Origin of the sequence: Pseudomonas sp. Irchel s3a10, assembly GCF_900187525.1 — a bacterium.
Lineage (GTDB): Bacteria > Pseudomonadota > Gammaproteobacteria > Pseudomonadales > Pseudomonadaceae > Aquipseudomonas > Aquipseudomonas koreensis_G.
In genome coordinates, this window is the sequence record NZ_FYDR01000003.1 from 528,608 (window position 1) to 555,458 (window position 26,851).

Here is a 26,851-nt window from a genome sequence, read left to right on the forward strand (position 1 = left end):
TGGCCCCTTCGCGAGCAAGCCCGCTCCCACCTTTGAAATGCGTTTCAAGGTGGGAGCGGGCTTGCTCGCGAAGGCGGTGTATCAGGCGACGAAGATCAAGCGCCCGGAACGAAGTGCTTCTGCGCCGTGCCGCGGGCAATCAGGCGGGAGATGTAGTCGAGCTTCTGCGCATCCTGGTCGACGAAACGGAAAGTCAGTTGCAGCCAGTCGCTGTCGGCTTTCTGTTCGTGGGCAACGATGGCGTGCAGGTAGCCATTGAGGCGGGCGATTTCGGCGTTGTCGCCCTGCTCCAGGTCGAGCACGGCGCTGTCGAGGATCTGCGGCAGGGTGTCGGTGCGTTTCACCACCAACAGCGCTTCCTTGATGCTCAGGGCCTTGATCACGCATTGCTGGGTGCCGCTCGGCAGGCGCAACTGACCCTGACCACGGCCACCGGCCGGTGCTTTCGAGGCAGCCGGGGCCTGGACCGGCGGGCTGTTGAGCAAACCACGCGACGGCGCAGCAGCAGGCGCCGGAGCAGCAGCGGCTGGCTTGGCGAACGGATTGACCGCAGCGGCGGCCGGCGCGCCACCGACCACGGCAGGCTTGCCGCCGGTCAGCGCACTCAGGGAGTCATTGCCGAATGCCGAATTCATCTTGGTCGGTGCGCTGTTCATCAAGGTGTCGAGCTTGCCGACCTTGTTCAGCGCCTGTTTGACCTTGGTCAGCAGTTGCTCGTTGGTGAACGGCTTGCTGACGTAGCCGGAAACGCCGGCCTGGATCGCCTGCACCACGTTTTCCTTGTCGCCACGGCTGGTGACCATGACGAACGGCATGGTCTTGAGATTGTCCTGCTCGCGGCACCAGGTCAGCAGTTCGAGGCCGGACATTTCCGGCATTTCCCAGTCGCACAGCACCAGGTCGAACGCTTCCCTGGCCAGCATGGCCTGAGCCTTTTTACCGTTGACGGCGTCCTCGGTGCGGATCCCCGGGAAGTAATTACGCAGGCACTTTTTCACCAGGTCGCGAATGAACGAAGCGTCGTCCACGACCAACACACTGATCTTGCTCATCCAACACCCCTATAAAAATCCCGGCAAGCATACCGCTTTTACTGATGGCACATTGCCAACAATCTTCAGTCACGCCGGGACTTTTCGTTCGCGGGTGCTGCTTTTTAATTCGATTTCCTGATACAGGCGCCCTAAACAAAAACGCCCGGCCAAAGGGCCGGGCGCTTTTCTCAGGCAATCTTACTTATCGTCAGCATTGCCCGGAACATTAGCGGTTTCGCCGCTTGTGCCTTCAACTTCTTCTTTCATGCGTTTGAGGCCCAGGTGACGCACGTCGGTGCCGCGCACCAGGTAGATCACCAGTTCCGAGATGTTACGCGCGTGGTCGCCGATCCGCTCCAGCGAACGCAGCACCCAGATGATGCTCAGAACCCGCGAGATAGAGCGCGGGTCTTCCATCATGTAGGTGGCCAGCTCACGCAGGGCGGTCTTGTATTCGCGGTCGATGACCTTGTCGTACTGCGCCACCGACAGCGCCAGATCGGCATCGAAGCGGGCAAACGCGTCCAGCGCATCGCGAACCATGTTGCGCACCTGATCGCCGATGTGCCGCACTTCGACGTAACCGCGCGGCGCTTCACCTTCTTCGCACAGCTGGATAGCACGACGGGCGATCTTGGTCGCTTCGTCGCCAATGCGCTCAAGGTCGATCACCGACTTGGAGATGCTGATGATCAGCCGCAGGTCAGACGCCGCCGGCTGGCGACGGGCCAGAATGCGCAGGCATTCTTCGTCGATGTTGCGTTCCATCTGGTTGATCTGGTCATCGATCTCGCGCACCTGCTGGGCCAGACCGGAATCGGCCTCGATCAGCGCGGTCACCGCGTCGTTGACCTGCTTCTCGACCAGCCCGCCCATGGCCAGGAGGTGGCTGCGCACTTCCTCAAGCTCGGCGTTGAACTGCGCGGAGATGTGGTGGGTAAGGCCTTCTTTACTAATCATGGTGGCGTCCTTGGAGCGTCCGGTAAGGTGCGGTGGGCCGCAGCGTCAATTCTGTGAATAACCCGCAACTGTCAGCCATAACGACCGGTGATGTAGTCTTCGGTCTGCTTCTTCGCCGGATTGGTGAACAGGGTATCGGTGTCGCCGAATTCCACCAGTTTGCCCATGTACATGAACGCCGTGTAGTCGGACACCCGCGCCGCCTGCTGCATGTTGTGGGTCACGATGACGATGGTGAACTTGGACTTCAGCTCGTAGATCAGCTCTTCGACTTTCAGGGTCGAGATCGGGTCGAGGGCCGAGCACGGTTCGTCGAGCAGCAACACTTCCGGCTCAACGGCGATGGTGCGCGCGATCACCAGACGCTGCTGCTGACCACCGGACAGGCCGAGTGCCGAGTCGTGCAGACGGTCTTTGACCTCGTCCCACAGGGCCGCGCCTTTCAACGCCCACTCGACCGCTTCATCGAGAATGCGCTTCTTGTTGATGCCCTGAATGCGCAGACCGTAGACCACGTTTTCGTAGATGGTCTTGGGGAACGGGTTGGGCTTCTGGAACACCATGCCGACGCGACGACGCAGTTCGGCAACGTCTTCACCCTTGCGGTAGATGTTGTTGCCGTACAGGTTGATCGCACCTTCGACACGGCAGCCGTCAACCAGGTCGTTCATGCGGTTGAACGTACGCAGCAGCGTGGACTTGCCGCAGCCGGACGGGCCGATGAAGGCCGTCACGCGCTGTTTCGGGATGTTCAGGCTGACGTCGTACAGCGCTTGTTTATCGCCGTAGAACAGGTTCAGGCCCGGGACTTCAATGGCCACGGTTTCCTGTTCAAGATTCAGGCTCTGCTTGTCGCGGCCCAAGGCAGACATATTGATGCCGTGGGTATGGGTTTCGTGCTGCATGGGAGGCTCCCTGTGCTGACAAATTCGGTTCGGTTAGCCGCTTGGTGCGGCTGTACTCAATCTAGGGTGGGAGCGGGCTTGCTCGCGAAGAGGTCGGCACATTCAACATCAATGTCGCCTGACCGCCTTCGCGAGCAAGCCCGCTCCCACAGGAATATCAACTGTCCAAAGCTTTGTATTTTTCGCGCAGGTGGTTACGAATCCACACGGCCGACAGGTTCAACGTGGCGATCACCAGCACCAGCAGCAGCGCCGTGGCGTACACCAGCGGGCGTGCCGCTTCGACGTTCGGGCTCTGGAAGCCGACGTCATAGATGTGGAAGCCCAGGTGCATGATTTTCTGATCCAGGTGCAGGTACGGATAGTTGCCATCCACCGGCAGCGACGGCGCCAGTTTCACCACACCTACCAGCATCAGCGGCGCCACTTCACCGGCGGCGCGGGCCACGGCGAGGATCATGCCGGTCATCATGGCCGGGCTGGCCATCGGGATCACGATCTTCCACAAGGTTTCAGCCTTGGTCGCGCCAAGGGCCAACGAGCCTTCGCGTATGGTGCGCGGGATACGCGCCAGACCTTCTTCAGTGGCCACGATCACCACCGGCACCGCCAGCAGCGCCAGGGTCAGCGATGCCCAGAGCAGACCCGGTGTACCGAAGGTCGGCGCCGGCAGTGCTTCGGGGAAGAACAAGCGGTCAACCGATCCGCCCAACACATAAACGAAGAAGCCCAGACCAAACACGCCGTAAACGATCGCCGGAACGCCCGCCAGGTTGTTCACCGCGATACGGATGATCCGCGTCAGGGTGTTCTGCTTGGCGTATTCACGCAGGTACACCGCTGCCAGTACGCCGAACGGGGTGACGATCATCGCCATGATCAGGGTCATCATCACGGTGCCGAAAATCGCCGGGAAGATCCCGCCTTCGGTGTTGGCTTCACGCGGATCGTCGGAGAGGAATTCCCAGATCTTGCTGAAGTAGAAACCGATCTTGGTGAAGGTGCTCATGGCGTTCGGCTGGTAGGCGTGAACCACTTTGCCCAAACCGATTTCGATTTCTTTGCCGTTGGCATCGCGAGCGGTCAGCGCATCGCGGTTGAACTGCGCATGCAGGTCGGCCAGACGTGCTTCGATGTCCTGATAACGGGCGTTCAGTTCGGCGCGCTCGGACTCCATGTCCGCTTGCGCGGTGGCGTCGAGCTTGCCTTCCAGTTCCAGCTTGCGACCGTGCAGACGGATGCGTTCCAGCCCCGCGTTGATCGCGCCGATATCGACTTTTTCCAGCGACTTGAGCTGCGCGGCGAGGCCGTTTACGCGGTCGATCCGCGCTTGCAGCTCAGGCCATGCGGCTTCGCCTTCGGCGATGACCTTGCCGTCCTGCTTGACGTTGACCAGGTAGCCGTAGAAGTTGCCCCACTCGCGACGCTCGATCGCCATCAGTTCCGGCGGCGTGGTCTGGTTGGTCAGCCACTCGCCGACCACCCAGGTGAAGTCGTTGCCGTTCAGGTCACGGTTGCCGACCTTGATCAGCTCGCGGGTCATGAATTCCGGGCCTTGGTCCGGCACTGGCAAACCAGCGCTTTTCAGGCGGGCACGGGGCACTTCTTCTTTCTGTACCACTTCGCCGACCACAAGGTGCTGGGCCTGGCCCGGCACGTCGTAGCTGGCGTGGATCAGGTCCGCCGGCCAGAAGTGACCCAGACCGCGCACGGCAATCACAGCCAGCAGGCCAATGGTCATGATGACCGCGATGGACACCGCGCCACCGCTGATCCAGACGCCCGGGGCGCCGCTCTTGAACCATCCTTTCAGGGAGTTCTGTTTCACAGACTTCTACCTTTGCTTAAAGCGACGAGTATTTCTTGCGCAGACGCTGACGAATCAGTTCTGCCAGGGTGTTCATGACGAAGGTGAACAACAGCAGCACCAGCGCCGAGAGGAACAGCACGCGGTAGTGGCTGCCGCCGACTTCCGATTCGGGCATTTCCACCGCGACGTTGGCAGCCAGGGTGCGCAGGCCTTCGAACAGGTTCATTTCCATGACCGGAGTGTTACCGGTGGCCATCAGCACGATCATGGTTTCACCGACTGCACGGCCCATGCCGATCATCAGCGCCGAGAAAATCCCCGGGCTGGCGGTCAGGATCACTACGCGAGTCATGGTCTGCCAAGGCGTAGCACCGAGGGCCAGCGAGCCAAGGGTCAGGCCGCGCGGCACACTGAACACGGCGTCTTCAGCGATCGAGTAGATGTTCGGGATCACCGCAAAACCCATCGCCAGACCGACTACCAGAGCGTTGCGCTGGTCGTAGGTGATGCCCAGGTCGTGGGAGATCCACATGCGCATGTCACCGCCGAAGAACCAGTTCTCCATGAACGGACTCATGTACAGCGACAGCCAACCGACAAACAGGATCACCGGAATCAGCAGCGCACTTTCCCAGCCGTCCGGGACTTTCAGGCGGATCGACTCAGGCAGACGGCTGAAGGTGAAACCGGCAACCAGAATGCCGATCGGCAGCAGCATCAGCAGGCTGAAGATGCCCGGAAGATGACCTTCCACATAGGGGGCGAGGAACAGACCGGCGAAGAACCCGAGGATCACCGTCGGCATCGCTTCCATCAGTTCGATCACCGGTTTGACCTTGCGGCGCATGCCCGGGGCCATGAAGTACGCGGTGTAGATCGCCGCAGCGACGGCCAGTGGCGCGGCCAGCAGCATGGCGTAGAACGCCGCTTTCAGGGTGCCGAAGGTCAGTGGCGAGAGGCTCAGTTTCGGTTCGAAATCGGTATTGGCGGCGGTCGATTGCCAGACGTATTTAGGCTCGTCGTAGTTCTCGTACCAGACCTTGCTCCACAAAGCGCTCCACGACACTTCCGGGTGCGGGTTGTCGAGCAGCAGCGGGTGCAGCTTGCCGCCGGCCTCGACGATCACCCGGTTGGCGCGCGGCGACAGACCGAACAGGCCCTGGCCTTCGGCTACCGGCTCGACCAGCAGGGTGCGGTGCGCGGTGCTGTGGAACACGCCGAGCTTGCCGCTGGCATCAAGGGCAACGAAGCCCTTGCGACGCTCTTCGGCGCTGATTTCAACGATCGGCGTGGTGCCCATCTGGAAGGTGCGGATCTGCTTCAGACGCAGCTCGCCATCGGTATCACGAGCCATGAACCACTGGGCCAGACCGCCCTTGGAGTCACCGACGATCAGCGAGATACCACCGACCAGTTGCGTGGTCGCGGTAACTTCGGCGTCGGCGTTTTCCAGCAGTTTGTAGCGACCGTTGAGGCTCTTGTCGCGCAGGCTGAACACATCGGCCTGGGCACGCCCGTTGACCACGTACAGCCATTGCTGGCGCGGATCGACGAAGATGTTTTTCACCGGCTCAGTCATCTGCGGCAGCTCGATACGCTTCTGCTCGTTGGTGACTTCACCGGTCATCATGTTTTCTTCGCTGGTCAGCGACAGAACATTGAGCTGCGAACCGGTCGAACCCACCAGCATCAGCGTTGAATCGGTCGCGTTGAGGCTGACGTGCTCCAGTGCCCCGCCGCTCTCGTTCACCGCGATCGGCGCTTCGCCGTACGGGTATTCGATGGCCGGGGTGATGGTTTTCTTGCCATCGGGGTAGCTGACTTTATAGGTGTGACGGAACACCAGCGCCTGGCCGTTGGACAGGCCTACCGCTACCAGTGGATGACCAGGCTGGTCTTCCCCGATGGAGGTTACGCTGGCGCCGGCAGGCAATGGCAGATCGACGCGCTTCAGTTCAGCGCCACTGTCGATGTCAAAGAACAACGCCTGGCCCTTGTCGGAAACGCGCATCGCCACCTGATTCTGCTCTTCGAGCGAAATCATCAGCGGCTTGCCGGCGTCCTGCATCCAGGCTGGGGTAATGGCATCTTTCGCGGTCAGGCTGGCACCCTGGAACAACGGTGCAACGACGTAGGCGAGGAAGAAGAAGATCAGGGTGATGGCTGCCAGCACCGCCAGACCGCCAACGAGGACGTACCAACGGGTGAAGCGATCCTTGAGCGCGCGAATGCGGCGCTTGCGTTGCAGCTCAGGCGTATTGAAATCAATGCGCTTGGGAGGATTAGTAGTCATTTGGGAATTGGCCAGATCATTCATGCGCTCACCCTAGCGATCCTGTATGACAGAAAGATGACAGTGCAGTGACGCAGCAAATCCACCGCCAGCGGGATACTGGAGGAGGATCGAAAAATTCGAGGGTTGTGTGAGAGCGGGCTTGCTCGCGAAAGCGGTGATTCAGTCAATGAAGATGCTGAATCTGAAGGCCTCTTCGCGAGCAAGCCCGCTCCCACACCGGAGTCCGAAGGTGTTTATTTCGGACTCAATTTGTTACTTCTTTACGACTGCAGCGCCTTCTTGCAAGCCCAGATCAGCCAGTGCTTTGGCAGCGACTTTGGCTGGCAACGGGATGTAACCGTCCTTGACTACGACTTCCTGGCCCTGCTTGGACAGAACCAGTTTCACGAACTCGGCTTCCAGCGGGGCCAGAGGCTTGTTCGGGGCTTTGTTGACGTAAACGTAGAGGAAGCGCGACAGCGGGTACTTGCCGTTCAGGGCGTTTTCTTCGGTGTCTTCGATGAAGTCCGTACTGCCTTTCTTGGCCAGAGGCACGGTCTTCACGCTAGCGGTTTTGTAGCCGATGCCCGAGTAACCGATGCCGTTCAGCGAGGAGCTGATCGACTGCACGACCGAAGCCGAGCCTGGTTGTTCGTTGACGTTTGGCTTGTAGTCACCTTTGCACAGGGCTTCTTCTTTGAAGTAGCCGTAGGTGCCGGATACCGAGTTACGACCGAACAGCTGAACCGGCTTGTTGGCCAGGTCGCCGGTTACGCCCAGCTCACCCCAGGTTTTCACGTCGGCTTTGGCGCCGCACAGACGGGTCGACGAGAAGATCGCGTCAACCTGTTCCATGGTCAGGTGCTGAATCGGGTTGTCCTTGTGCACGAATACCGCCAGGGCGTCCACGGCAACCGGGATAGCGGTTGGCTTGTAGCCGTACTTCTGCTCGAAGGCCGCCAGTTCGGTGTCCTTCATCTTGCGGCTCATCGGGCCCAGGTTGGAGGTGCCTTCAGTCAGCGCAGGTGGCGCGGTGGCGGAGCCAGCGGCCTGAATCTGGATGTTTACGTTCGGGTATTCTTTCTTGTAGTTCTCAGCCCACAGGGTCATGAGGTTAGCCAGGGTATCGGAGCCGACGCTGGACAGGTTGCCCGACACACCAGTGGTTTTGGTGTAGCTCGGGATAGCAGGGTCAACAGCGGCAACCGCGTTGGCAGTCGCAACGCCAGCAGCGACAAAAGTCATTGCCGCCATCAAACGCTTCAGTTTCATGCCTTACTCCTAGCAGATAGGGTGTGTTAAGTCGGGGCCAAGTATCAGCAGGCCGTGTGAACACTCTATGGCTGAAATGTGACAATTGGATGAAAGGCCAGCATTGAGGTTTTACTGGATAATTCGTGGTGCGCCCATTCGCGAGCAAGCCCGCTCCCACAATTTGAAATGCATTCCAAATGTGGGAGCGGGCTTGCTCGCGAATGGGCCGGTACTACTGGAGGAAATTCCGGATCAGCGCCCCTTCTTCCAGAGCCACGCCCCCACCAGAATCCCCATCGTGCACAGCACCGCCACATAGTAAGCCGGGCCCATCGCGCTTTCTTTCAGCAGAAGGCTGACCACCATCGGCGTCAGGCCACCGAAGATCGCGTACGCCACGTTGTACGAGAACGACAGCCCGCTGAAGCGCACCACCGGCGGGAACGCCTTGACCATCACGTATGGCACCGCACCGATGGTGCCGACCAGCAAGCCGGTCAGCGCATACAGCGGGAACAACCAGTTCGGGTGATCGGCGAGGCTGTGATAGAAGGTCCAGGAGCTGATCAGCAAGCCCAGGCAACCGAAGACAAACACCCGGCCAGCGCCAAATCGGTCGGCCAGGGCGCCGGAGATGATGCAGCCAAAGCTCAGAAACACGATGGCCAGGCTGTTCGATTGCAGCGCCACCGTTGGCGAGAAGTGATAGACCGTCTGCAGCACGGTCGGGGTCATCAGAATCAACACGACGATCCCGGCGGACAGCAGCCAGGTCAGCAGCATCGAGATCGCAATCGCCCCGCGATGGTCACGCAGTACCGCACGCAGCGGCACTTCTTCGGCCAGTGCCTTGCGCAGTTGCAGCTCGGCGAACACCGGGGTTTCGTGCAGCCAGCGACGCAGATACACCGAGAACAGACCGAACACGCCACCGAGCAGGAATGGAATGCGCCAGGCGTAATCCGCGACTTCCCCCGGCGTATAAATGCTGTTGATTGCCGTGGCGACCAGCGAGCCGAGCAGGATGCCGGCGGTCAACCCGCTGGTCAGCGTCCCGCAGGCGTAGCCGATGTGCTTTTGCGGTACGTGTTCGGAAACGAAGACCCACGCCCCCGGCACTTCCCCGCCAATCGCCGCGCCCTGGATCACTCGCATCAGCAACAGCAGGATCGGCGCCCACATACCGATCTGCGCGTAGGTCGGCAGCAGGCCCATGATCAGGGTCGGCACGGCCATCATGAAAATGCTCAGGGTGAACATTTTCTTGCGCCCCAGCAGGTCGCCAAAGTGCGCCATGACGATGCCGCCCAGCGGCCGCGCGAGGTAACCGGCGGCGAAAATGCCGAAAGTCTGCATCAGGCGCAGCCACTCGGGCATGTCGGCCGGGAAGAACAGCTTGCCGACCACGGTGGCGAAGAACACGAAGATGATGAAATCGTAAAACTCCAGCGCACCGCCCAGGGCCGATAGCGACAAAGTCTTGTAGTCATTGCGGGTCAGGGGGCGTGCAGGTTGCTCGGGCTGCGCGAGGCTCGAAGGCGCTGTGGTCATGGCAAGGGCTTCTCTTATAGGCGGATCTACCGCCACAACAACGCTGGCTGTGGCTTGGGCAGGTTCGGCACCATAGCAAATTGTTCGAAAAAGCACATAGAGGCGCGTATTTGCCGGTCAAAATCAGAACCCGATGGTCGTCGCGGAGTCTACCGACCGATATACTCGCAACCTTGCTCCGGTTTGTAGGGGGTTGCTGTGCGAAAACGTCGTTGGTCCGGCCTTTGAACGGGATCAGCCGGTTTCGCAGAGTTTCCCCTTTAGACGCCTATGGAAAACGTGACGAACGCAGTATGTTCGGTGCTGAATCGTTTTTCCTGAAGACGGCTACCACCAGCAATACCAACGAAGAGTCACGGGTCAGAGGCACCCCCGGCATGATAGAGCTCGAACAAGAAGATCCGATCCCGCAAGGCGACCTGGCCCTGCAAATTACCGCACTCCCCCGCGAAACCAACGGCTTTGGCGATATTTTCGGCGGCTGGCTGGTGGCGCAGATGGACCTGGCGGGTACCGCAATGGCCAGCCGCGTGGCCGGTGGCCGTGTGGCAACCGTGGCCATCGACCGCATGGCCTTCCTGGTGCCGGTCGCGGTGGGCGCGCAATTGTCCTTTTATACCCAGACCCTGGAAATCGGCCGCAGCTCGATCCAGATGATGGTCGAGGTGTGGAGCGACGATCCGCTGTCCAGCGAGTGGCGTAAAGTGACCGAAGCGGTATTCGTCTTCGTCGCCATCGACGGCAGCGGTCGTACTCGCTCGGTGCCACCGCGCGCGCGTTAAACATCGCCGCGGTTTTGCGGTCGATAGTCGTCCCAAGTGTCTGATCGAGAGTTGCCCCATGAACACGCCCAACGTTGAAGCCGTGAAACTGGATGAACTGAACTGCTGGCGCATCCGCCACGGTCAGGCCGAAGTGCTGGTGGCCCAGCAAGGCGCGCACATCCTCAGTTACCAGATCGACGGCCAGCCGCCGATCATCTGGCTCAACGACAAGGCCGAGTTCAAGACCGGCAAGAGCATCCGCGCCGGTGTGCCGGTGTGCTGGCCGTGGTTCGGCAAGTTCGAACGCAACCCGCAGAGCGTGCAGGCCATGTACACCGGTGAGCAACCGGCACCCGCGCACGGTCTGGTGCGGGCGATGGATTGGGAACTGGGCGGCATCGAATCAGAGGCTGACGGCGTCAAGGTTGAATTCAGGCTCCCCTACCCCGAAGGTGGCCTGCCGGGCTGGCCGCATCAGGTCGACCTGACCCTGACCCTGCATTTGTCCGAACAACTGAGCTTCAGCCTGACCAGCCATAACCGTGGCAGTGACACCGTCAGCCTGAGTCAGGCGCTGCACACTTATTTCGCCGTCAGTGATGTGCGCAATGTGCACGTTGATGGCGTGGCCGGCTTGAAGTACATCGAAACGCTGGATGAGTGGAAAACCCACAGCCAGCAAGGTGAGCTGCATTTCGCTGGCGAAACCGACCGCATCTATCTCGATGCGCCGCCACAACTGAGTATCGTCGACCCGGCCTGGGAGCGACGCATTGTGCTGACCGCTACCGGTTCGCGCACGGCAGTGATCTGGAACCCGTGGATCGACCGCGCGGCAGTGCTGGCCGACATGGACAACGATGGCTGGCAGCGCATGCTGTGCATCGAGACGGCGAATGTGATGGATGACGTGGTGAATCTGGCGCCGGGCGCTAGCCATACGATGGGCGTCAGCATCGGCAGCAAACCGCTTTAACCAACACCGCAAAACAAAATGTGGGAGCGGGCTTGCTCGCGAAGGCGGAGGGTCAGATACATCAATTTGTCTGACACAGCGCTTTCGCGAGCAAGCCTGCTCCCACAGTTGTTTTGTGGCAGGTGTCAGAGATCGGACTCCTGCACCACCCGCACCTTGTCCGCTTCCAGCGCATACGCCGCATCGGCCAGGTCATTGCTGACTTTCTCGATCTTCAGCGTGCCGGTCACCCACAGCGGCGTGTAGATGTCATCCAGCTTCAAACCCTTGGGATAACGCACCAGCACCAGTTGATTCGGTGGTGGCGGCGGCACGTGGATGCAGGCGCCCGGATACGGCACGAGGAAGAACAGCGTGCTGCGGCCCTTGGCGTCGGATTCCAGCGGCACCGGGTAGCCACCGATGCGGATGTGCTTGTCGTTCATCGACGCCACGGTCTTGGTCGAATACATCACCGCCGGCAGGCCCTTGGCCTGTTTCATCCCGCCCTTCTCGGTGAAGGTGCCAGTAGCTTCCGGGGAGTTGTGGTCGATTTCGGGCATCGCCTTGAGGGCTTTCTGGTCCGACTTGGGCATCAGTTCCAGCCAGTCGGTTTCCGGCAGTTCGCCGGCGTGGGCCAGACCGCTGCCCAGCAAAAGAAGAGTCAACAGAAGACGGCGCATGAAGGAGCTCGGTATAGAAAGGAAGGAACAGTAAATCGCCGAGCATTCTAGCCCTCCCGGCCACTTTGGCAGAGAGGGCTTTGTCGCTTTGGATCAGTTCTTTTTGATCAGGCCGTAGATCACCAGCAGTACGATCGCGCCGACCAGTGCGCCGATGAAGCCTGCGCCCTGACCTGCCTGATAGATGCCCAGGGCCTGGCCGCCGTAGGTGGCTGCCAGCGAACCGCCGATACCGAGCAGGATGGTCATGATCCAGCCCATGCTGTCATCGCCCGGTTTCAGGAAGCGTGCCAGCAGGCCGACGATCAAGCCGATAAAGATGGTTCCGATAATTCCCATGGCATTTCCCTCTGACGCTGAATAGTAGATATGCCAAAGCCTAGCCAGACTTTGGCATCCTGCCATCAGAGAACGGCGAGCCCTGAATGGTTCCGCCGCTGCCAGATGAAACTGTCGTTACTCGGCGATCAGCGCTTCGACCTTAACGATCTGCGCCTGCAGCGTGGCCATGTCGGCGCAGCGCAGGTTGGCGTGACCGACCTTGCGCCCGGCCTTGAAGGCTTTGCCGTAGTGATGCAGATGGCAGTCTTCGATGGCGATGACTTTCTCAACCGGCGGAACCACGCCGATGAAGTTGAGCATGGCGCTCTCGCCGACCTTGGCCGTCGAACCCAGCGGCAGGCCGGCAACGGCGCGCAGGTGGTTTTCGAACTGACTGCACTCGGCGCCTTCGGTGGTCCAGTGCCCGGAATTGTGCACACGCGGGGCGATTTCGTTGGCCTTGAGGCCACCGTCGACTTCAAAGAACTCGAACGCCATCACACCGACATAATCCAGCTGCTTGAGCACACGGCTGGAGTAATCTTCAGCCAACGCCTGCAGCGGATGATCGGTGCTGGCCACCGACAGCTTGAGGATGCCGCTGTCGTGGGTGTTGTGCACCAACGGGTAGAACTTCGTTTCGCCATCACGGGCACGCACGGCAATCAGCGAAACTTCGCCAGTGAACGGCACGAAACCTTCCAGCAGGCAGGCAACGCTGCCCAGCTCGGCGAACGTACCGACCACGTCTTCCGGCTTGCGCAGGACTTTCTGGCCCTTGCCGTCGTAACCCAGGGTGCGGGTTTTCAGCACGGCCGGCAGACCGATGGACGCCACAGCGGCATCCAGGTCGGCTTGCGATTGAATGTCGGCGAAGGCCGGGGTCGGGATGCCCAGGTCCTTGAACATGCTCTTCTCGAACCAGCGGTCGCGAGCGATGCGCAGGGCTTCAGCGCTCGGATAGACCGGAACGAATTGCGAGAGGAACGCCACGGTTTCCGCCGGAACGCTTTCGAACTCGAAGGTCACCAGATCGACCTCATCGGCCAGTTGGCGCAGGTGATCCTGATCGCCGTAATCGGCCCGCAGGTGTTCGCCCAGTGCAGCCGCGCAAGCGTCCGGCGCAGGGTCGAGGAAAGCGAAGTTCATGCCCAGCGGAGTGCCCGCCAGCGCCAACATGCGACCCAACTGGCCGCCACCGATTACACCGATCTTCATCTCAACAACCTCAGGCAATACGTGGGTCTGGATTGTCCAGGACGCTGTCTGTCTGCTCGGCACGGAAGGTTTTCAGTACCGCGTGGAACTGTGGATGCTTGGCGCCGAGAATGCTCGCCGAGAGCAGCGCGGCGTTGATCGCGCCGGCCTTGCCGATGGCCAGGGTGGCAACCGGGATGCCCGCAGGCATCTGCACGATCGACAACAGCGAATCGACGCCCGAGAGCATCGACGACTGCACCGGAACGCCCAGTACCGGCAGGTGGGTCTTGGCCGCACACATGCCTGGCAGGTGGGCTGCGCCACCGGCACCGGCGATGATCACCTCGATGCCACGGCCCTCAGCCTCTTCGGCGTACTGGAACAGCAGATCCGGGGTGCGGTGGGCAGAAACCACCTTGACCTCGTACGGGATGCCGAGCTTTTCCAGCATATCGGCGGTGTGGCTAAGGGTGGACCAATCGGACTTGGAGCCCATGATCACGCCAACCAGTGCACTCATCGTCGCGCCTCTTCTCTCTGGGCGCCCGCAGGCGCGTCAAAAACAACAAGCCACGCAGGATTGCGTGGCTTGATTGTACGAAAAATGGCCGGACGTACCGGCCGAAGGCCGCGCAGTATACCGCAAAGAAAGCAATAAACAGCCCCCGAAACGACCATCCGTCAAATCAGCGAAAGGCCCGGTTTTATTGACTTGAAGGTCAGCCGACAAACACCACAAATCCCCCCTGTGGGAGCGGGCTTGCTCGCGAAGGCGTCAGGTCAGATACATGGATCTCGACTTACACACCGTATTCGCGAGCAAGCCCGCTCCCACAATTGGATCCGCGATGGGTCAGGAATTTTGTGCAGCGCCGCCTTCAAGCTTGCGCCACAACAGCCGCACGTTGGCTTTACGCACCAATGCGCAGCGATACAGACGAATCTCCAGCGGCACGTGCCATTGCGGGCCACCGCAGACGACGAGCTCGCCACGAGCCAGCTCGGCACGTACGCTCAGTTGCGGTACCCAGGCAATCCCCAGGCCTTCCAGCGCCATGCTCTTCAAGCTGTCAGCCATCGCGGTTTCGTAAATAGTGGTAAAGCGCAGCTGACGCTGGCGCAATAATCCATTCACCGAACGCCCGAGAAACGCCCCGGCGCTGTACGCCAGCAGCGGTACGCTGGCGTCGCCCTCCAGATCGAACAGCGGCTTGCCCTCGGCATCCGCCGCGCACACCGGCAGCATTTCGGTCTGGCCCAGGTGCAGCGACGGGAAGATTTCCGGGTCCATCTGCATCGCCGCGTCCGGGTCGTAGAACGCCAGCATCAGGTCGCAGCCGCCTTCGCGCAACGCATGCACCGCGTCGCCGACGTTGGTTGCCACCAATCGCGTGGCGATGTTCAGCCCTTCGTTGCGCAGTTGCGCAATCCAGCGCGGGAAGAAGCCCAGCGCCAAAGAGTGGGCGGCGGCGACTTGCATCACTTCGCCCTGCCCGCCTTCCAGGTGATGCAGGTGGCGCAGCACTTCGCCGAGCTGTTCGACCACGGTGCGCGCGGTCACCAGAAACAGCTGTCCCGCTGCCGTCAGCTCGATCGGCGTGCGCGAGCGGTTGACCAGCGTCAGCCCAAGCGCCGCTTCCAGGCTGCGAATCCGCCGACTGAACGCCGGCTGGGTCACAAAGCGCCGTTCGGCTGCCTGCGAGAAGCTGCGGGTGGCGGCCAGAGCACTGAAGTCCTCAAGCCATTTGCTTTCCAGATTCATCACGCCCTCCCGGGAACGCACCAAAACAGGTCACACGTCTGCCGCGCACGCGGCGTCACACGGGCATTATGCCGAATGTGCATAGGCCAGTGTTTAACAGCATTGGCCCAAAAAATCCCACAAGCCTAGCATTCGCAGCGTTCCGGCACAGACCGGGTCCATATCGAGATGATTTCTATCATGTCCTCCGCTGCATCTTTCCGCACAGAAAACGACCTGCTTGGCGCCCTCGAAGTACCGGCTCAAGCGTATTACGGCATCCAGACCCTGCGAGCGGTGAACAACTTCCGTCTCTCCGGCGTTCCGATTTCGCATTACCCGAAACTGGTTGTCGGTCTGGCGATGGTCAAACAGGCCGCCGCTGACGCCAACCGTGAGTTGGGTCATCTGAGCGAAGCCAAGCACGCTGCCATCAGCGAAGCCTGTGCCCGATTGATCCGCGGTGATTTCCACGAAGAGTTCGTGGTCGACATGATTCAAGGTGGCGCCGGTACTTCCACCAACATGAACGCCAACGAAGTGATCGCCAACATTGCGCTCGAAGCAATGGGTCACCAGAAAGGCGAGTACCAGTACCTGCACCCGAACGACGACGTCAATATGGCGCAGTCGACCAACGACGCCTACCCGACCGCGATCCGCCTGGGTCTGCTGCTGGGTCACGACGCGCTGCTGGCCAGCCTCGACAGCCTGATTCAGGCATTCGCGGCCAAAGGTGAAGAATTCAACCACGTGCTGAAGATGGGTCGTACCCAGCTGCAAGACGCCGTGCCGATGACCCTGGGTCAAGAATTCCGTGCTTTCGCCACCACCATGGGCGAAGACCTGGCCCGTCTGAAGACGCTGGCCCCGGAACTGCTGACTGAAGTGAACCTGGGCGGCACCGCGATCGGTACCGGCATCAACGCCGACCCGCGCTATCAAGCGCTGGCCGTACAACGCCTGGCACTGATCAGCGGTCAGCCGCTGGTGCCCGCCGCCGACCTGATCGAAGCCACCTCCGACATGGGCGCCTTCGTGCTGTTCTCCGGCATGCTCAAGCGCACCGCGGTCAAGCTGTCGAAGATCTGCAACGACCTGCGCCTGCTGTCCAGCGGCCCACGCACCGGCATCAACGAGATCAACCTGCCGGCGCGTCAGCCAGGCAGCTCGATCATGCCCGGCAAGGTCAACCCGGTAATCCCGGAAGCCGTCAACCAGGTGGCCTTCCAGGTCATCGGTAACGATCTGGCGCTGACCATGGCAGCCGAAGGCGGCCAACTGCAGCTGAACGTGATGGAGCCGCTGATCGCGTTCAAGATCCTCGACTCGATCCGTCTGTTGCAACGCGCCATGGACATGCTGCGCGAGCACTGCATCGTCGGCATCACCGCCAACGAAGCCCGCTGCCGCGAACTGGTCGAACACTCGATCGGTCTGGTCACCGCGCTGAACCCGTACATCGGCTACAAAAACGCCACCCGCATCGCCCGTATTGCTCTTGAAAGCGGCCGCGGCGTGCTGGAACTGGTGCGCGAAGAAGGTCTGCTCGACGAAGCCATGCTCGCCGACATCCTGCGCCCGGAAAACATGATTGCCCCGCGTCTGGTTCCGCTCAAAGCCTGAGCCGACGCGTAATTTGTAGCACCGCTCACCAGGTCGAGGGACTAGACACCTCTCACCTTTTGAGGGCTTGGGGATCAGTCCCCAAGCCCTTTTTTTTAACTTCTTTGCGGGCAGGACGTTAAATGTTTTGTGTATTTGATACCGCCAAGATCGCAGCCTTCGGCAGCTCCTACATGAAATTCGTGCACCTGTAGGAGCTGCCGAAGGCTGCGATCTTTTGATCTTGCAGCACCCTCGTTTCGTCGCTTGCACCACGAGCGTGCAGACGGGCGCCGCACTGATCGGTATAGTGCCGCCCCTCTTCGCGTGAGCGGTCGTCGGTAACGAGGCCATAACCCATGCGAAACCCGAACTAATAACAAACCCGCGAAATGGATCCGGGACGAAACCTTCGCCTCACCTGTCGTGCCGCGCGCAAACCGGTGTAACGCGATGTTTCTGAACATCCAGCATTTGCTTACACAAAAAACAGCGAGGAAAAATCCATGCTCGAAGTCATCAACGACTTCCTCTCAGGGAAAGTACTGATCGTGCTCATTGTCGGGCTCGGTAGCTACTTCACGATTCGCTCGCGTTTCGTTCAATTGCGGCACTTTTTCCACATGTTCGCGGTATTCCGCGACAGCCTGAAAAGCAGCGGCGGCCAACTCAGCTCGTTCCAGGCCCTGATGCTCAGCCTCGCCGGCCGCGTCGGTGCAGGCAACATCGCCGGTGTCGGCATCGCCGTGACCCTGGGTGGTCCGGGTGCGGTGTTCTGGATGTGGGTGACCGCACTGGTCGGCATGTCCAGCAGCTTCTTCGAATGCACCCTGGCTCAGGTCTACAAGCGCGCCGATGGCGACGGCCTGTACCGTGGCGGCCCGGCCTACTACATCCAGCACGGCCTGAAGTTGAAAGGCATGGCAGTGGTGTTCTCGGTCCTGCTGCTGGTCACCTACGGCTTCGCCTTCATCGGCCTGCAGTCCTACACCGTGACCCACTCGCTGCAGAACGCCTTCGCCTTCGACCCAAGCCACACCGGGATCGTCCTGGCGGTGCTGCTGGCCATCACCTTCATCGGCGGCATCAAGCGCATCGCTGCAGTGTCCGATCTGCTGGTACCGGTCAAGACCCTGGCCTACATCGGCGTGACCCTGTACGTGATCGGCACCCAGATCGAACACGTGCCAGCCATGCTGGAAACCATCTTCAAGAGCGCCTTCGGTCTCGACCCGGCCTTCGGCGGCCTGCTCGGCAGCGCCATCGTCATGGGCGTGAAGCGTGGCGTGTTCGCCAACGAAGCGGGCCTGGGCAGTGCGCCGAACGTCGCCGCCGTGGCCTCGGTGAAACACCCGGGCGCTCAGGGCGTGGTTCAGGCCTTCAGCGTGTTCCTCGACACCTTCGTGATCTGCACCTGCACCGCGCTGCTGATCCTGTTGTCGGGCTTCTACACCCCGGGCTTCGAAGGTGACGGCATCGTCCTGACCCAGAACTCGCTGGCCGCCGTGGTCGGTGACTGGGGCCGCATCTTCGTCAGCGTTGCGCTGTCGCTGTTCGTCTTCACCTGCATCCTCTACAACTACTACCTGGGCGAAAACAGCCTGCAGTTCCTCAGCCGCAACCGCGCCTTGCTGATGGTGTTCCGCGGTCTGGTCCTGGCGCTGGTGGTATGGGGTTCGATGCAGGATCTGTCGACCGTGTTCGCCTTCGCTGACATCACCATGACCTGCCTGGCCTTCGTCAACCTGATGGCCCTGGCCATGCTGTTCAAGGTCGGCATGCGCGTGATGCGCGACTACGACGAGCAGCGCCGCGCCGGCATCAAGCAGCCGGTGTTCGACTCCAGCAAATTTGCCGATCTGGATCTGGACCTGAAGGCCTGGCCGACCGAGGCGCCAGCCGCCGACAAGACCGCAGTCGAGCCGCAAGGCGTTCCTGCAGCGCAACGCTGACAGGTGAATGACGGGCGCATCCCCTGCGCCCGTCAGTTATTGTGATGCAATACCTGTGGGAGCGAACTTGCTCGCGAAAGCGGCGGATCAGTCGAGATTCCTGTATCTGACCCACCGCATTCGCGAGCAAGCCCGCTCCCACAGGAACTCATCGTTTCGGAGAATCCTATGAACCCTTCGACTTATCCCGCCGCCCAACACGTCATGGTGCTCTACACCGGTGGCACCATCGGCATGCAGGCCAGCGCCAACGGTCTGGCCCCGGCCTCCGGTTTCGAAGCGCGGATGCGCGAGTACCTGCACAGCCAGCCCGAACTGGTGGTGCCGCAGTGGCGCTTTCGGGAAATGTCGCCGCTGATCGACAGCGCCAACATGACCCCGGCCTACTGGCAGCAACTGCGTGAAGCGGTAGTCGATGCCGTGGACGTGCAAGGCTGCGACAGCGTGCTGATCCTGCACGGCACCGACACCCTCGCCTACAGCGCCGCGGCGATGAGCTTTCAGTTGCTCGGCCTGCATGCCCGTGTGTGTTTCACCGGCTCGATGCTGCCGGCCGGCGTCACCGACAGCGATGCCTGGGAAAACCTCGGCGGCGCACTGGTTGCCTTGGGCCAGGGTCTGGCGCCGGGCGTGCACCTGTACTTCCACGGCGAGCTGCTGGCGCCGACGCGCTGCGCGAAAGTGCGCAGCTTCGGCCGGCATCCGTTCAAGCGCCTCGAACGTCAGGGCGGCGGAGTGAAAGCACAGTCGATTCCAGCCGCGTTGAACTACAGCCAGCCAAAACAACTGGTCAACGTCGCGGTACTGCCGCTGTTCCCCGGCATCGGCGCCGGGATTGTCGACGGTCTGCTGGCCAGCGGCATTCAGGGGCTGGTGCTGGAATGCTACGGCAGCGGCACCGGGCCGAGCGACGATAGCGAATTTCTCGCCAGCCTTGGCCGCGCGCGGGACAACGGTGTGGTGGTGGTTGCGGTCACGCAGTGCCATGAAGGCGGGGTCGAGCTGGACGTTTACGAGGCCGGCAGCCGGTTGCGTGGTGTTGGCGTGTTGTCCGGCGGCGGCATGACCCGCGAAGCAGCGTTCGGCAAGCTGCACGGCTTGCTCGGTGCAGGTCTGGACAACGCCGAAGTACGACGCCTGATCGAACTCGACCTGTGTGGCGAGCTGCGCTGAGCCGTGTCCGGCGCCGGAATAATCCGGCGCCCCCTACATATCTACCACCAACGCTGCAACGTGCCCCCTAGCATGGAGCGACCCCGAGGCTTGTCCTCGGGAACGCCTCCATACCAGAACGCAGGGACGCACCATGAGTTCAGCAATCACACGCTCCACCCGGCCGCCTGCCGCCGGCCACCACCCCACCGAAGCCCTGATCACTCAACTGAGTGTCGGCCCCGACTTACGCGACGTGGCCGCCGTGCTGCTGCGCGAGCACTTGCGCAAGCTGTATCCCGCACTTGATCTGGAGCCGAGCATTACCATGATCGGCACGCCGCAATGGTCCATCGTCGACGAGCAGATCGTTGCCGCAAATCCAACCTACCAGGCCTTGACCGAAATTCTCGCCGCCCAGGTCGTGCAGGGCACGCCGACGCTGTATATCGAAGGTGAACACTTTCTGACGCAACAACCGATCAGCGAGCCGGCCGTCCACTTACCGGTACGGGTCGACGAAATCGCCAGCCTGCTCAACCTGCTGGCACCGGTCATGCTCACCGCGTTTCAGGAGCAACAGCTGGCGTACTGGAACAGCGCCGACGACAGCACCGGCCCGCGCTGGCATGCGCTGTCGGACACCCTGCGCGAGATCTGGAACGTCGATCAGGTACAAGGCTGGAGCGAGAGTGACTGCGCGATGGCCCGCACGGTGTATCGCAATGCGGATCTGGCCAGCAGGAAAATCGATGATCCCTACCAAAGCAGCGCCTGCCTGATCGCCATTGACCTGGTCGATGGCGATACCGTGAAGCACTTGAACGAAGTATCGATGGCGGTGCTGATCGGCACACAGCAGGGAAAAACGGTGATCCTCGCCCACTCGCTGCTCAAGGGCTATCAGAAGTTCGACTCTCTTGATGAACTGGGCAAATCCTTGCCTGAGCATGTCAGCAACCTCCAGTCATACCAGCAACTGAAATGGCGCTTACTGGAACCCTCGGGCAGCATCTTCGATTATCAGGCGTGCGCACTGGTCTCGATTCAGATCGATGTGATCGGCGCGCTGGATTTTTCTCCTGCCACACCTGCGCCACTCGACAAGCCATTGTCCACGGCCACCCCGCAAGTCGACGCAACGGTGAAAAAGCCCGGCCCGCCATTGAGCTGGTTCCAGGATGCCCTGCCTGACTGGCTCAGTGCTGCGTCAGTGCCGGATCTGAACAACTATTCCCGGCACTTGAAGGATCTGGCTGCGCTGCACAGCCAGAACAACGGCAAATCCTATCTGGATGGCATCCTGCCAATCAGCGAATACGCGCTGAGTGAAATGAACGCCTTGCATGCCGAGACCCTTCGCGAGCACGCCGATGCGCAGCGTACGGATCTGGAAACAGCCCTTGAGTCGATCCAGTTGCGGGTCAAAACTCCGGTGATCTGGGGCACCTTTACTGTTCCGGGAAAAATCGAGACCTACAATTTCAGCGTCACCGATCTGGCCTTGCAGAATCTGATTGCAGTACCGGTAGGCAACAAGACCCTGCACTCCACCCGTGGCAAGCCATTGCCCACATGGCTGACCGTAAGCTATCTGGAAGACCTGGTAACCCGCGCGAATATCGGTACGACCTATCCGGCGCTTATCAAGAGCCAGTTGGTCGACACCACGCCTGCATCCGCCGGGCGCCAGGCACTGTTCACTCAGCACTTGCGCATCCAGTTGCCGCTGCTGGCCCTGCAATTGAAAATTCGCGGCAAGGCCGGTATCGACGCGCGCGGTTACCGCTATGTCGTCGCAGTGCTGGACCCCGACAGCAACCGTCGCATGGTCGAGGACCAGACCATCGTCATGCGGCCTCTGGCTTTCGTTCCTCAACGCAGAACAGACGGCAGCCATGACGAAGTCGCCAACATGTTCGTGATCGGACCTGAAGACCCGAGCGCCGGGCCGTGCCTGCTGTATCGGCCGATGCTCGACCAGCCGTTGACCCAATACCCTTCCCCCAGCAACTTGCTGTACGCCATCCAGCAATCCGCCAGCCTGCGTGACTCGGTGCTCGCCTGGCTCCTGGACAGCGTGCGCAGCGACTACGCCAATTATGTGTTTCCAAGCACGTTGCCCTCGCCCTGGGCCGTTACCGAGTTTCTGGTGGATGCGGAAAAAATGACCATCATGAGCGGGCCGATCAGCCTCGGTAGAAAGACCGTGGAGGGCGATCTGCCAGACGCTCTGTACAAAGCCAACGCGTCGGCGCTGGTCGAGCTGGCCGACCGCCAGTCGGTGTCAAATGCGGAAAGTCGCTGGGCCAGTTTCAAACGGGCCGGATGGACCCTGTTCAATGCCGTCTTGCCGTTCCTCGGACGCACGGTGGGTGTCGCGACGTGGATCTGGCAGGTGATGGAGCAACTGCAAGCCCTGAAGGAAGCCCGGGAGCAGGATGACTCCTCAGCGCAATGGTCAGCGTTCACCGAGGTTCTGCTCAATCTGGGGATGGCGATCACGTTGCACATCGCAGGACGCTCCCGACCACGACCGATCCATGAGACAGCGGCAAGCGAAACACCGAAAAGCCCTGACCCCACGACCACTGAAATTACCGTGCAGCAACTGGAAAAAAGTGCTCCCCATGAAACCGCTGACCTGCAGCAGACCCTGAATATCAGCGGCGCCGCGAACCGCGCGCCTGCAAGTCTGGGCACCGTGCTGTCGCACTTCAAAACCCTTCGCCCGCAGCGACTGGGCAGCGCCAGCACCCAGCCCGGGCTCTATCGAAATCTCTACAGCTACAACAGCAAATGGTACGCCCCGGTGGGCCGTGACTGGTTCGAGGTCGCGGTGGACGAAAACGGCACCGTCATGATCATCGATCCGCAGGATCCAACCCATACCGGCCCAGCCCTGATCGGCAATCTGCGTGGCGAATGGTTCGTTGATACCCGACTGCGCCTGCGCGGTGGCGGCTCAACCGGCCTGACACAACTGGCTGAAGCACAACGCCGCATCGAAGCGGAAAAACTGCGCACCCGCCTGAGCGCCTTCGAAAGCCGTAAAGTGACAGCACAAGGCGAGCTGGAACAAGTGCGCCAGGCAATGAATGCTGCCACCGCTCAGACCGCTGCGACCCACCGCCAGCTCTTTCTCCAGTCTCTGGACAGGCAACGCGTCGCTTATGCCCAGGCGTTGAGCGACCTCAAGGCGTTGCATGTGTTCTCGCCAACGGCTGACTACCAACAGAGATCCCTGGGCTATCTCAAGGCGCAGCTCGAACTGATTCATGCGGGGATTCGCGAAGCGCTGACCCTGTTCACACCGACATTGCGCAGCGTGCTCAATCATCTCGAAGACCAGGCTGAACAGCCCCAGAGCCGGCATATTGCCGAAACGCGGCAGATGCTTGAGCTCAATCTGGACATGATCACGCGTCTGGAGCAGATCCAGGCACAACTGGTGCAACTCAAAGAGTTCGAGAGAGACGGCTTGCGCCTGATTCAACTGACCCGCAAGGCACTCCCGGCGTACTCGATCGACGATCTCAAGGCACTGCAGGTGACACTAGCGCGCAATGTCTGCCTGCCCGAACACTCGGTGGCGACAGCCGCGGATGCCTGGCTCAGTCTCGACCGGATTGTCGATACCGCCGATATCGCCGTTCAAGCGCTGCGCGACACCCTTGAGGAGCGCAGCGTTTCCCGGCTCGACGAACGCATCGACTGCCTCAACGATCTGATCGAACAATTCAACGTACTCGACGAGCGCCTGGCAGACTTCAAGTCCGCGTTCGCTGAAAGTGTGCAAGAGGCACCGCTGGCAAACCTTCGCCAACAGCTCGAGCAATTCAACCGCAGCGCCCGCCACAACCTGGTGCTGTTGCTCGAAGAGCGCGACACCCTGCGCAGCCGCCCGGCGCTCCCCGTGCAACCGCCAAGGCCGAAAAAGAAGTTCATCCGTACCCGCTACAACGGCGTGCTGATCGGCGAGCCGCGCCTGACGGCACAGGGGCTGGAAACCGATCTGGTCGACATCAAGTCACCGCTCACGGACAAGGTCATCTCGACCTTTCATCAAAAAACTCCCGGGGTGTGGGTCGAACGTGTCGGCAATGCCCTGCCGACGCCGACGCCAGCGCTCGAAACCAGCCTGAACAAGGGGCAGAACCTGCTCGACGGCCTGCCGGCGTTCACCCTGCGCATGGACGAACTCATGAAGCAGGCCGGACGCTCGGCAGTCGGTATCGAGTACCTGTTTCACCAGCACGCCCTGCAACTGGAACACGTCAGCGCGGCCATCGAACAGGCTCTGACCGACAGTAACGCCACCGAAAGCGGTCAACGTTCGGCTGCGGTGCTGAACAAGGCACTGAGCGATGCAGTCGACAGCCTTTATCTGCAGGCCAAAACCGCCATGTCGGGGATGACCAGGGCACAGTCACCCACGCCATCGGGTGTCGCCTGGCTCCAGGCCAACGACACCATCCGTATTGCAAAAACTGTCAGTCGACGCCGCCTGACGGGCGGCAAGGCGCTCTACCTGGACGAATACAGCATCACTGACCAGACCACGCGCAAGGTGCTGTGGTACGCGCACTTTCTGTACTCCACCTCATGGGTGCCGGACAAAGCCTTTCTCTCTGCACGTTTGAAAACTCCCGCGGAGCGGCAACTGGGATTCGAGGCCGACAGCACTCGCGGGTTGAGCCGGGCCGAACGGCTGGCGTACTACCGCAGCATGATCGGCGTGGAGCAGGCCCGACAGCTGTTTTTCAGCGCGAGCTAAGGCATATGCCGATGACCGTGCACGACGTCACTCCTGCCTGTGGGCGTCGTGCACGGCACGCTACTTGCTGCCTCTTTTGCCAAAAACCTGCGGATGCCGCCTCATGCTCCACTCCCACCTCACGACGCTCAATGCCGTCTCACTGGTGCTCAACACCTTCAAGACCGAAGGCCTGTCGAGCGAAGCGCTGTTGGCCGGCAGCGGCATCAGTACGGCGGATCTGGCCCGTGCCGACACACGCATCACCACCAATCAGGAAATGCAGGTCTGCGCCAATGCGGTCGCGCTCAAGCATGACATCGGCCTGGAACTGGGCCGGCGGATGCACGTTTCCTGCTACGGCATCCTCGGTTACGCCCTGCTCACCAGTGCCACCTTAGGTGACGCTTTGCGCCTGGCGATACGCTATCCGGCGCTGCTGGGAACACTTTTCGAACTGAGTCTGGAAGACGACGGCGAACGGGTCTGGTTTGTCGCTGCCGATTACCGCGAGAGCCCGGAAATGGCGGTGTTCAATGCGGAATTCTGCCTGGTGTCATTGAAGGTCATCTGCGACGACCTGCTCGGGCATCCGCTGCCATTGCTGGCGACACGCTTTGAGCATGCCGCGCCGGATTACCGCGACAGCTACGCCGAACACTTCGCCAGCCCGCTGCACTTCGCCGCCAAGGACAACGCTTTCGCCTTCGACCGGCGCTGGCTCGATCAGCCGTTGCCATTGGCCGACAGCATCACCCACCAGGCCATGGCCGAACGCTGCCGCAAACAGAACATCGAGTTCACCGGACGCCAGGCGTGGCTGGGGCGAATTCGCCAGTTGCTCAGTGCCCAGCTCAATGCAGCACCGGGGCTGGAGGGACTGGCCCAGCAGATGAAGTGCTCGCCGCGCACCTTGCGCCGGCACCTGAAGGACATGGGCAGCAGCTATCAGGAACTGCTCGACGAACTGCGCTTCGAGCGGGCCAAGCAGATGCTGTGTGAGGATCAGTTGCCGATCTACCGCATCGCCGAGACCCTGGGCTTCAGCGAGACCGCGAGTTTCCGCCATGCGTTCGTGCGCTGGAGCGGGGTGGCGCCGAGCCAGTTCAGACCCTGAAGATCAAAAGATCGCAGCCTTGGGCAGCTCCCAGCCTGAAGTCGGCTGACGTGCGCCGACTGATCAAACTTGACCTGTGTGGCGAACTGAACTGATAAAAACTGGAAAATGCGATTCGGAGCATAAATAAACCTTCCTGCAGAACTGACGCAGGAAGGTTTAACAATCAAGCTAAGGTGACCTCGAATTTCCCGCCCTCCAGTTTGGAGTCACCAGGCTGGCCGCTTTCCACATCGCCCACCAACCCGCTGATTTTCTCGCTGTTCTCTTGCCAATACACATGAATCCAGCCTTTTTCCGCCAACCACTCTTGCTTGGCATTCTGAAACAGGAAATAAACGGGCTCACCCCCCTCGGTAAACTCCACTTTTTTATTCAAATACTGTTTCTCAATAACTATTGAAATAAAGTGGTTAACGTCAGGATTCCCCCCACTCATATCGAAGCGCAGAACAATGCCTTTTTCGTGGATTTCAGCGCGACTGACCGGGAAGGTATGGTCTTTACCGTCAACTTTAATATTGAACTGACCTTCGGTTGCCTTTTTGATGCCCCGAAAGAACTCCGGCGAATATTTTTCAAATTTCGAAGTACTCATACGAATCTCCTTTTGCAAATCATCAAAGCTAATAGGGATAGCCAGCCTCTCTCTCAAAAAGCCAGAGGTAAGCCTTTGGCAACCTAGACCCAACTTATCAGGCTGTCAAAAAACAAATATATAAATAAAAACATGCGACAAACGGTATTAAATTCGAGAAAAACCTGTAATTTCTGACAGTAGACCGCGCCTGCTTTCAACTTTAAAATTGGCATGCA

The 26,851-nt window shown here is 60.6% G+C and carries 20 protein-coding genes; 7 read left to right on the forward strand and 13 right to left on the reverse strand.

Going from position 1 to position 26,851, the window contains the following annotated elements; translation table 11 throughout:
- Positions 1–95: 95 nt before the first annotated feature.
- The 7 genes from CKW11_RS12435 to CKW11_RS12465 form a co-directional block, all read right to left on the reverse strand.
- Positions 96–1,052: a response regulator gene (locus CKW11_RS12435; protein ID WP_095137734.1), complete on the reverse strand. Its 957-nt coding sequence runs from the start codon at positions 1,050–1,052 to the stop codon at positions 96–98.
- Between the two features lie 180 nt (positions 1,053–1,232).
- Complete coding sequence (phoU, locus tag CKW11_RS12440; RefSeq protein WP_003229617.1) at positions 1,233–1,994, reverse strand: phosphate signaling complex protein PhoU; 762 nt, start codon at positions 1,992–1,994, stop codon at positions 1,233–1,235.
- Between the two features lie 71 nt (positions 1,995–2,065).
- Positions 2,066–2,899: a phosphate ABC transporter ATP-binding protein PstB gene (pstB, locus tag CKW11_RS12445; RefSeq protein ID WP_095137735.1), complete on the reverse strand. Its 834-nt coding sequence runs from the start codon at positions 2,897–2,899 to the stop codon at positions 2,066–2,068.
- A 157-nt stretch (positions 2,900–3,056) separates the two neighbouring features.
- Complete coding sequence (pstA, locus tag CKW11_RS12450) at positions 3,057–4,727, reverse strand: phosphate ABC transporter permease PstA (RefSeq protein ID WP_095137736.1); 1,671 nt, start codon at positions 4,725–4,727, stop codon at positions 3,057–3,059.
- A gap of 16 nt (positions 4,728–4,743) precedes the next feature.
- Positions 4,744–6,777 carry an ABC transporter permease subunit gene (locus CKW11_RS12455; protein ID WP_177439999.1) on the reverse strand — a complete coding sequence of 678 codons (2,034 nt, stop codon included), beginning with the start codon at positions 6,775–6,777 and terminating at the stop codon, positions 4,744–4,746.
- A gap of 480 nt (positions 6,778–7,257) precedes the next feature.
- A complete protein-coding gene (locus CKW11_RS12460) occupies positions 7,258–8,256 on the reverse strand; it encodes a phosphate ABC transporter substrate-binding protein PstS (RefSeq protein WP_095137738.1) in 999 nt (332 codons plus the stop codon).
- Between the two features lie 234 nt (positions 8,257–8,490).
- The gene (locus CKW11_RS12465) at positions 8,491–9,789 is read right to left on the reverse strand and encodes an MFS transporter (protein ID WP_095137739.1); all 1,299 of its coding nucleotides are present in this window, start codon (positions 9,787–9,789) and stop codon (positions 8,491–8,493) included.
- 377 nt (positions 9,790–10,166) lie between these two features.
- Between CKW11_RS12465 and CKW11_RS12470 the strand changes: the two genes are divergently transcribed.
- Together CKW11_RS12470 and CKW11_RS12475 are read left to right on the forward strand one after the other, a co-directional pair.
- The gene (locus CKW11_RS12470; RefSeq protein ID WP_003229628.1) at positions 10,167–10,571 is read left to right on the forward strand and encodes an acyl-CoA thioesterase; all 405 of its coding nucleotides are present in this window, start codon (positions 10,167–10,169) and stop codon (positions 10,569–10,571) included.
- A 58-nt stretch (positions 10,572–10,629) separates the two neighbouring features.
- Entirely contained in the window at positions 10,630–11,529 is a 900-nt protein-coding gene (locus tag CKW11_RS12475) for a D-hexose-6-phosphate mutarotase (RefSeq protein ID WP_095137740.1), read from the forward strand.
- Between the two features lie 125 nt (positions 11,530–11,654).
- On the opposite strand, the gene CKW11_RS12480 is transcribed toward CKW11_RS12475, so the two are convergent.
- The 5 genes from CKW11_RS12480 to CKW11_RS12500 form a co-directional block, all read right to left on the reverse strand.
- Positions 11,655–12,191 (reverse strand): DUF3299 domain-containing protein, encoded by a 537-nt coding sequence (locus CKW11_RS12480; protein ID WP_095137741.1) that lies wholly within the window; start codon positions 12,189–12,191, stop codon positions 11,655–11,657.
- Positions 12,192–12,284: 93 nt separating this feature from the next.
- Positions 12,285–12,530: a GlsB/YeaQ/YmgE family stress response membrane protein gene (locus tag CKW11_RS12485; protein ID WP_003229635.1), complete on the reverse strand. Its 246-nt coding sequence runs from the start codon at positions 12,528–12,530 to the stop codon at positions 12,285–12,287.
- A 117-nt stretch (positions 12,531–12,647) separates the two neighbouring features.
- Positions 12,648–13,730: a 5-(carboxyamino)imidazole ribonucleotide synthase gene (locus tag CKW11_RS12490; protein WP_047596872.1), complete on the reverse strand. Its 1,083-nt coding sequence runs from the start codon at positions 13,728–13,730 to the stop codon at positions 12,648–12,650.
- A gap of 10 nt (positions 13,731–13,740) precedes the next feature.
- Positions 13,741–14,232, reverse strand: coding sequence for a 5-(carboxyamino)imidazole ribonucleotide mutase (gene purE / locus CKW11_RS12495; protein ID WP_003229641.1), 492 nt, complete (start codon positions 14,230–14,232; stop codon positions 13,741–13,743).
- A 333-nt stretch (positions 14,233–14,565) separates the two neighbouring features.
- A complete protein-coding gene (locus CKW11_RS12500; protein WP_095137742.1) occupies positions 14,566–15,474 on the reverse strand; it encodes a LysR substrate-binding domain-containing protein in 909 nt (302 codons plus the stop codon).
- A 180-nt stretch (positions 15,475–15,654) separates the two neighbouring features.
- On the opposite strand from CKW11_RS12500, the gene aspA reads away from it, so the two are divergent.
- The 5 genes from aspA to CKW11_RS12525 all read left to right on the forward strand — a co-directional run bounded on the left by aspA (position 15,655) and on the right by CKW11_RS12525 (position 26,035).
- Positions 15,655–17,079, forward strand: coding sequence for an aspartate ammonia-lyase (aspA, locus tag CKW11_RS12505; protein WP_003229645.1), 1,425 nt, complete (start codon positions 15,655–15,657; stop codon positions 17,077–17,079).
- Positions 17,080–17,564: 485 nt separating this feature from the next.
- Entirely contained in the window at positions 17,565–19,010 is a 1,446-nt protein-coding gene (locus CKW11_RS12510; RefSeq protein WP_095137743.1) for a sodium:alanine symporter family protein, read from the forward strand.
- Positions 19,011–19,178: 168 nt separating this feature from the next.
- A complete protein-coding gene (locus tag CKW11_RS12515; protein ID WP_095137744.1) occupies positions 19,179–20,183 on the forward strand; it encodes an asparaginase in 1,005 nt (334 codons plus the stop codon).
- 133 nt (positions 20,184–20,316) lie between these two features.
- Positions 20,317–24,939, forward strand: coding sequence for a hypothetical protein (locus CKW11_RS12520; RefSeq protein ID WP_095137745.1), 4,623 nt, complete (start codon positions 20,317–20,319; stop codon positions 24,937–24,939).
- Positions 24,940–25,042: 103 nt separating this feature from the next.
- On the forward strand, positions 25,043–26,035 hold the full coding sequence (locus CKW11_RS12525) for an AraC family transcriptional regulator (protein ID WP_095137746.1): 993 nt from the start codon (positions 25,043–25,045) through the stop codon (positions 26,033–26,035).
- Positions 26,036–26,201: 166 nt separating this feature from the next.
- On the opposite strand, the gene CKW11_RS12530 is transcribed toward CKW11_RS12525, so the two are convergent.
- Complete coding sequence (locus tag CKW11_RS12530; protein ID WP_095137747.1) at positions 26,202–26,633, reverse strand: hypothetical protein; 432 nt, start codon at positions 26,631–26,633, stop codon at positions 26,202–26,204.
- Positions 26,634–26,851 lie beyond the last annotated feature (218 nt).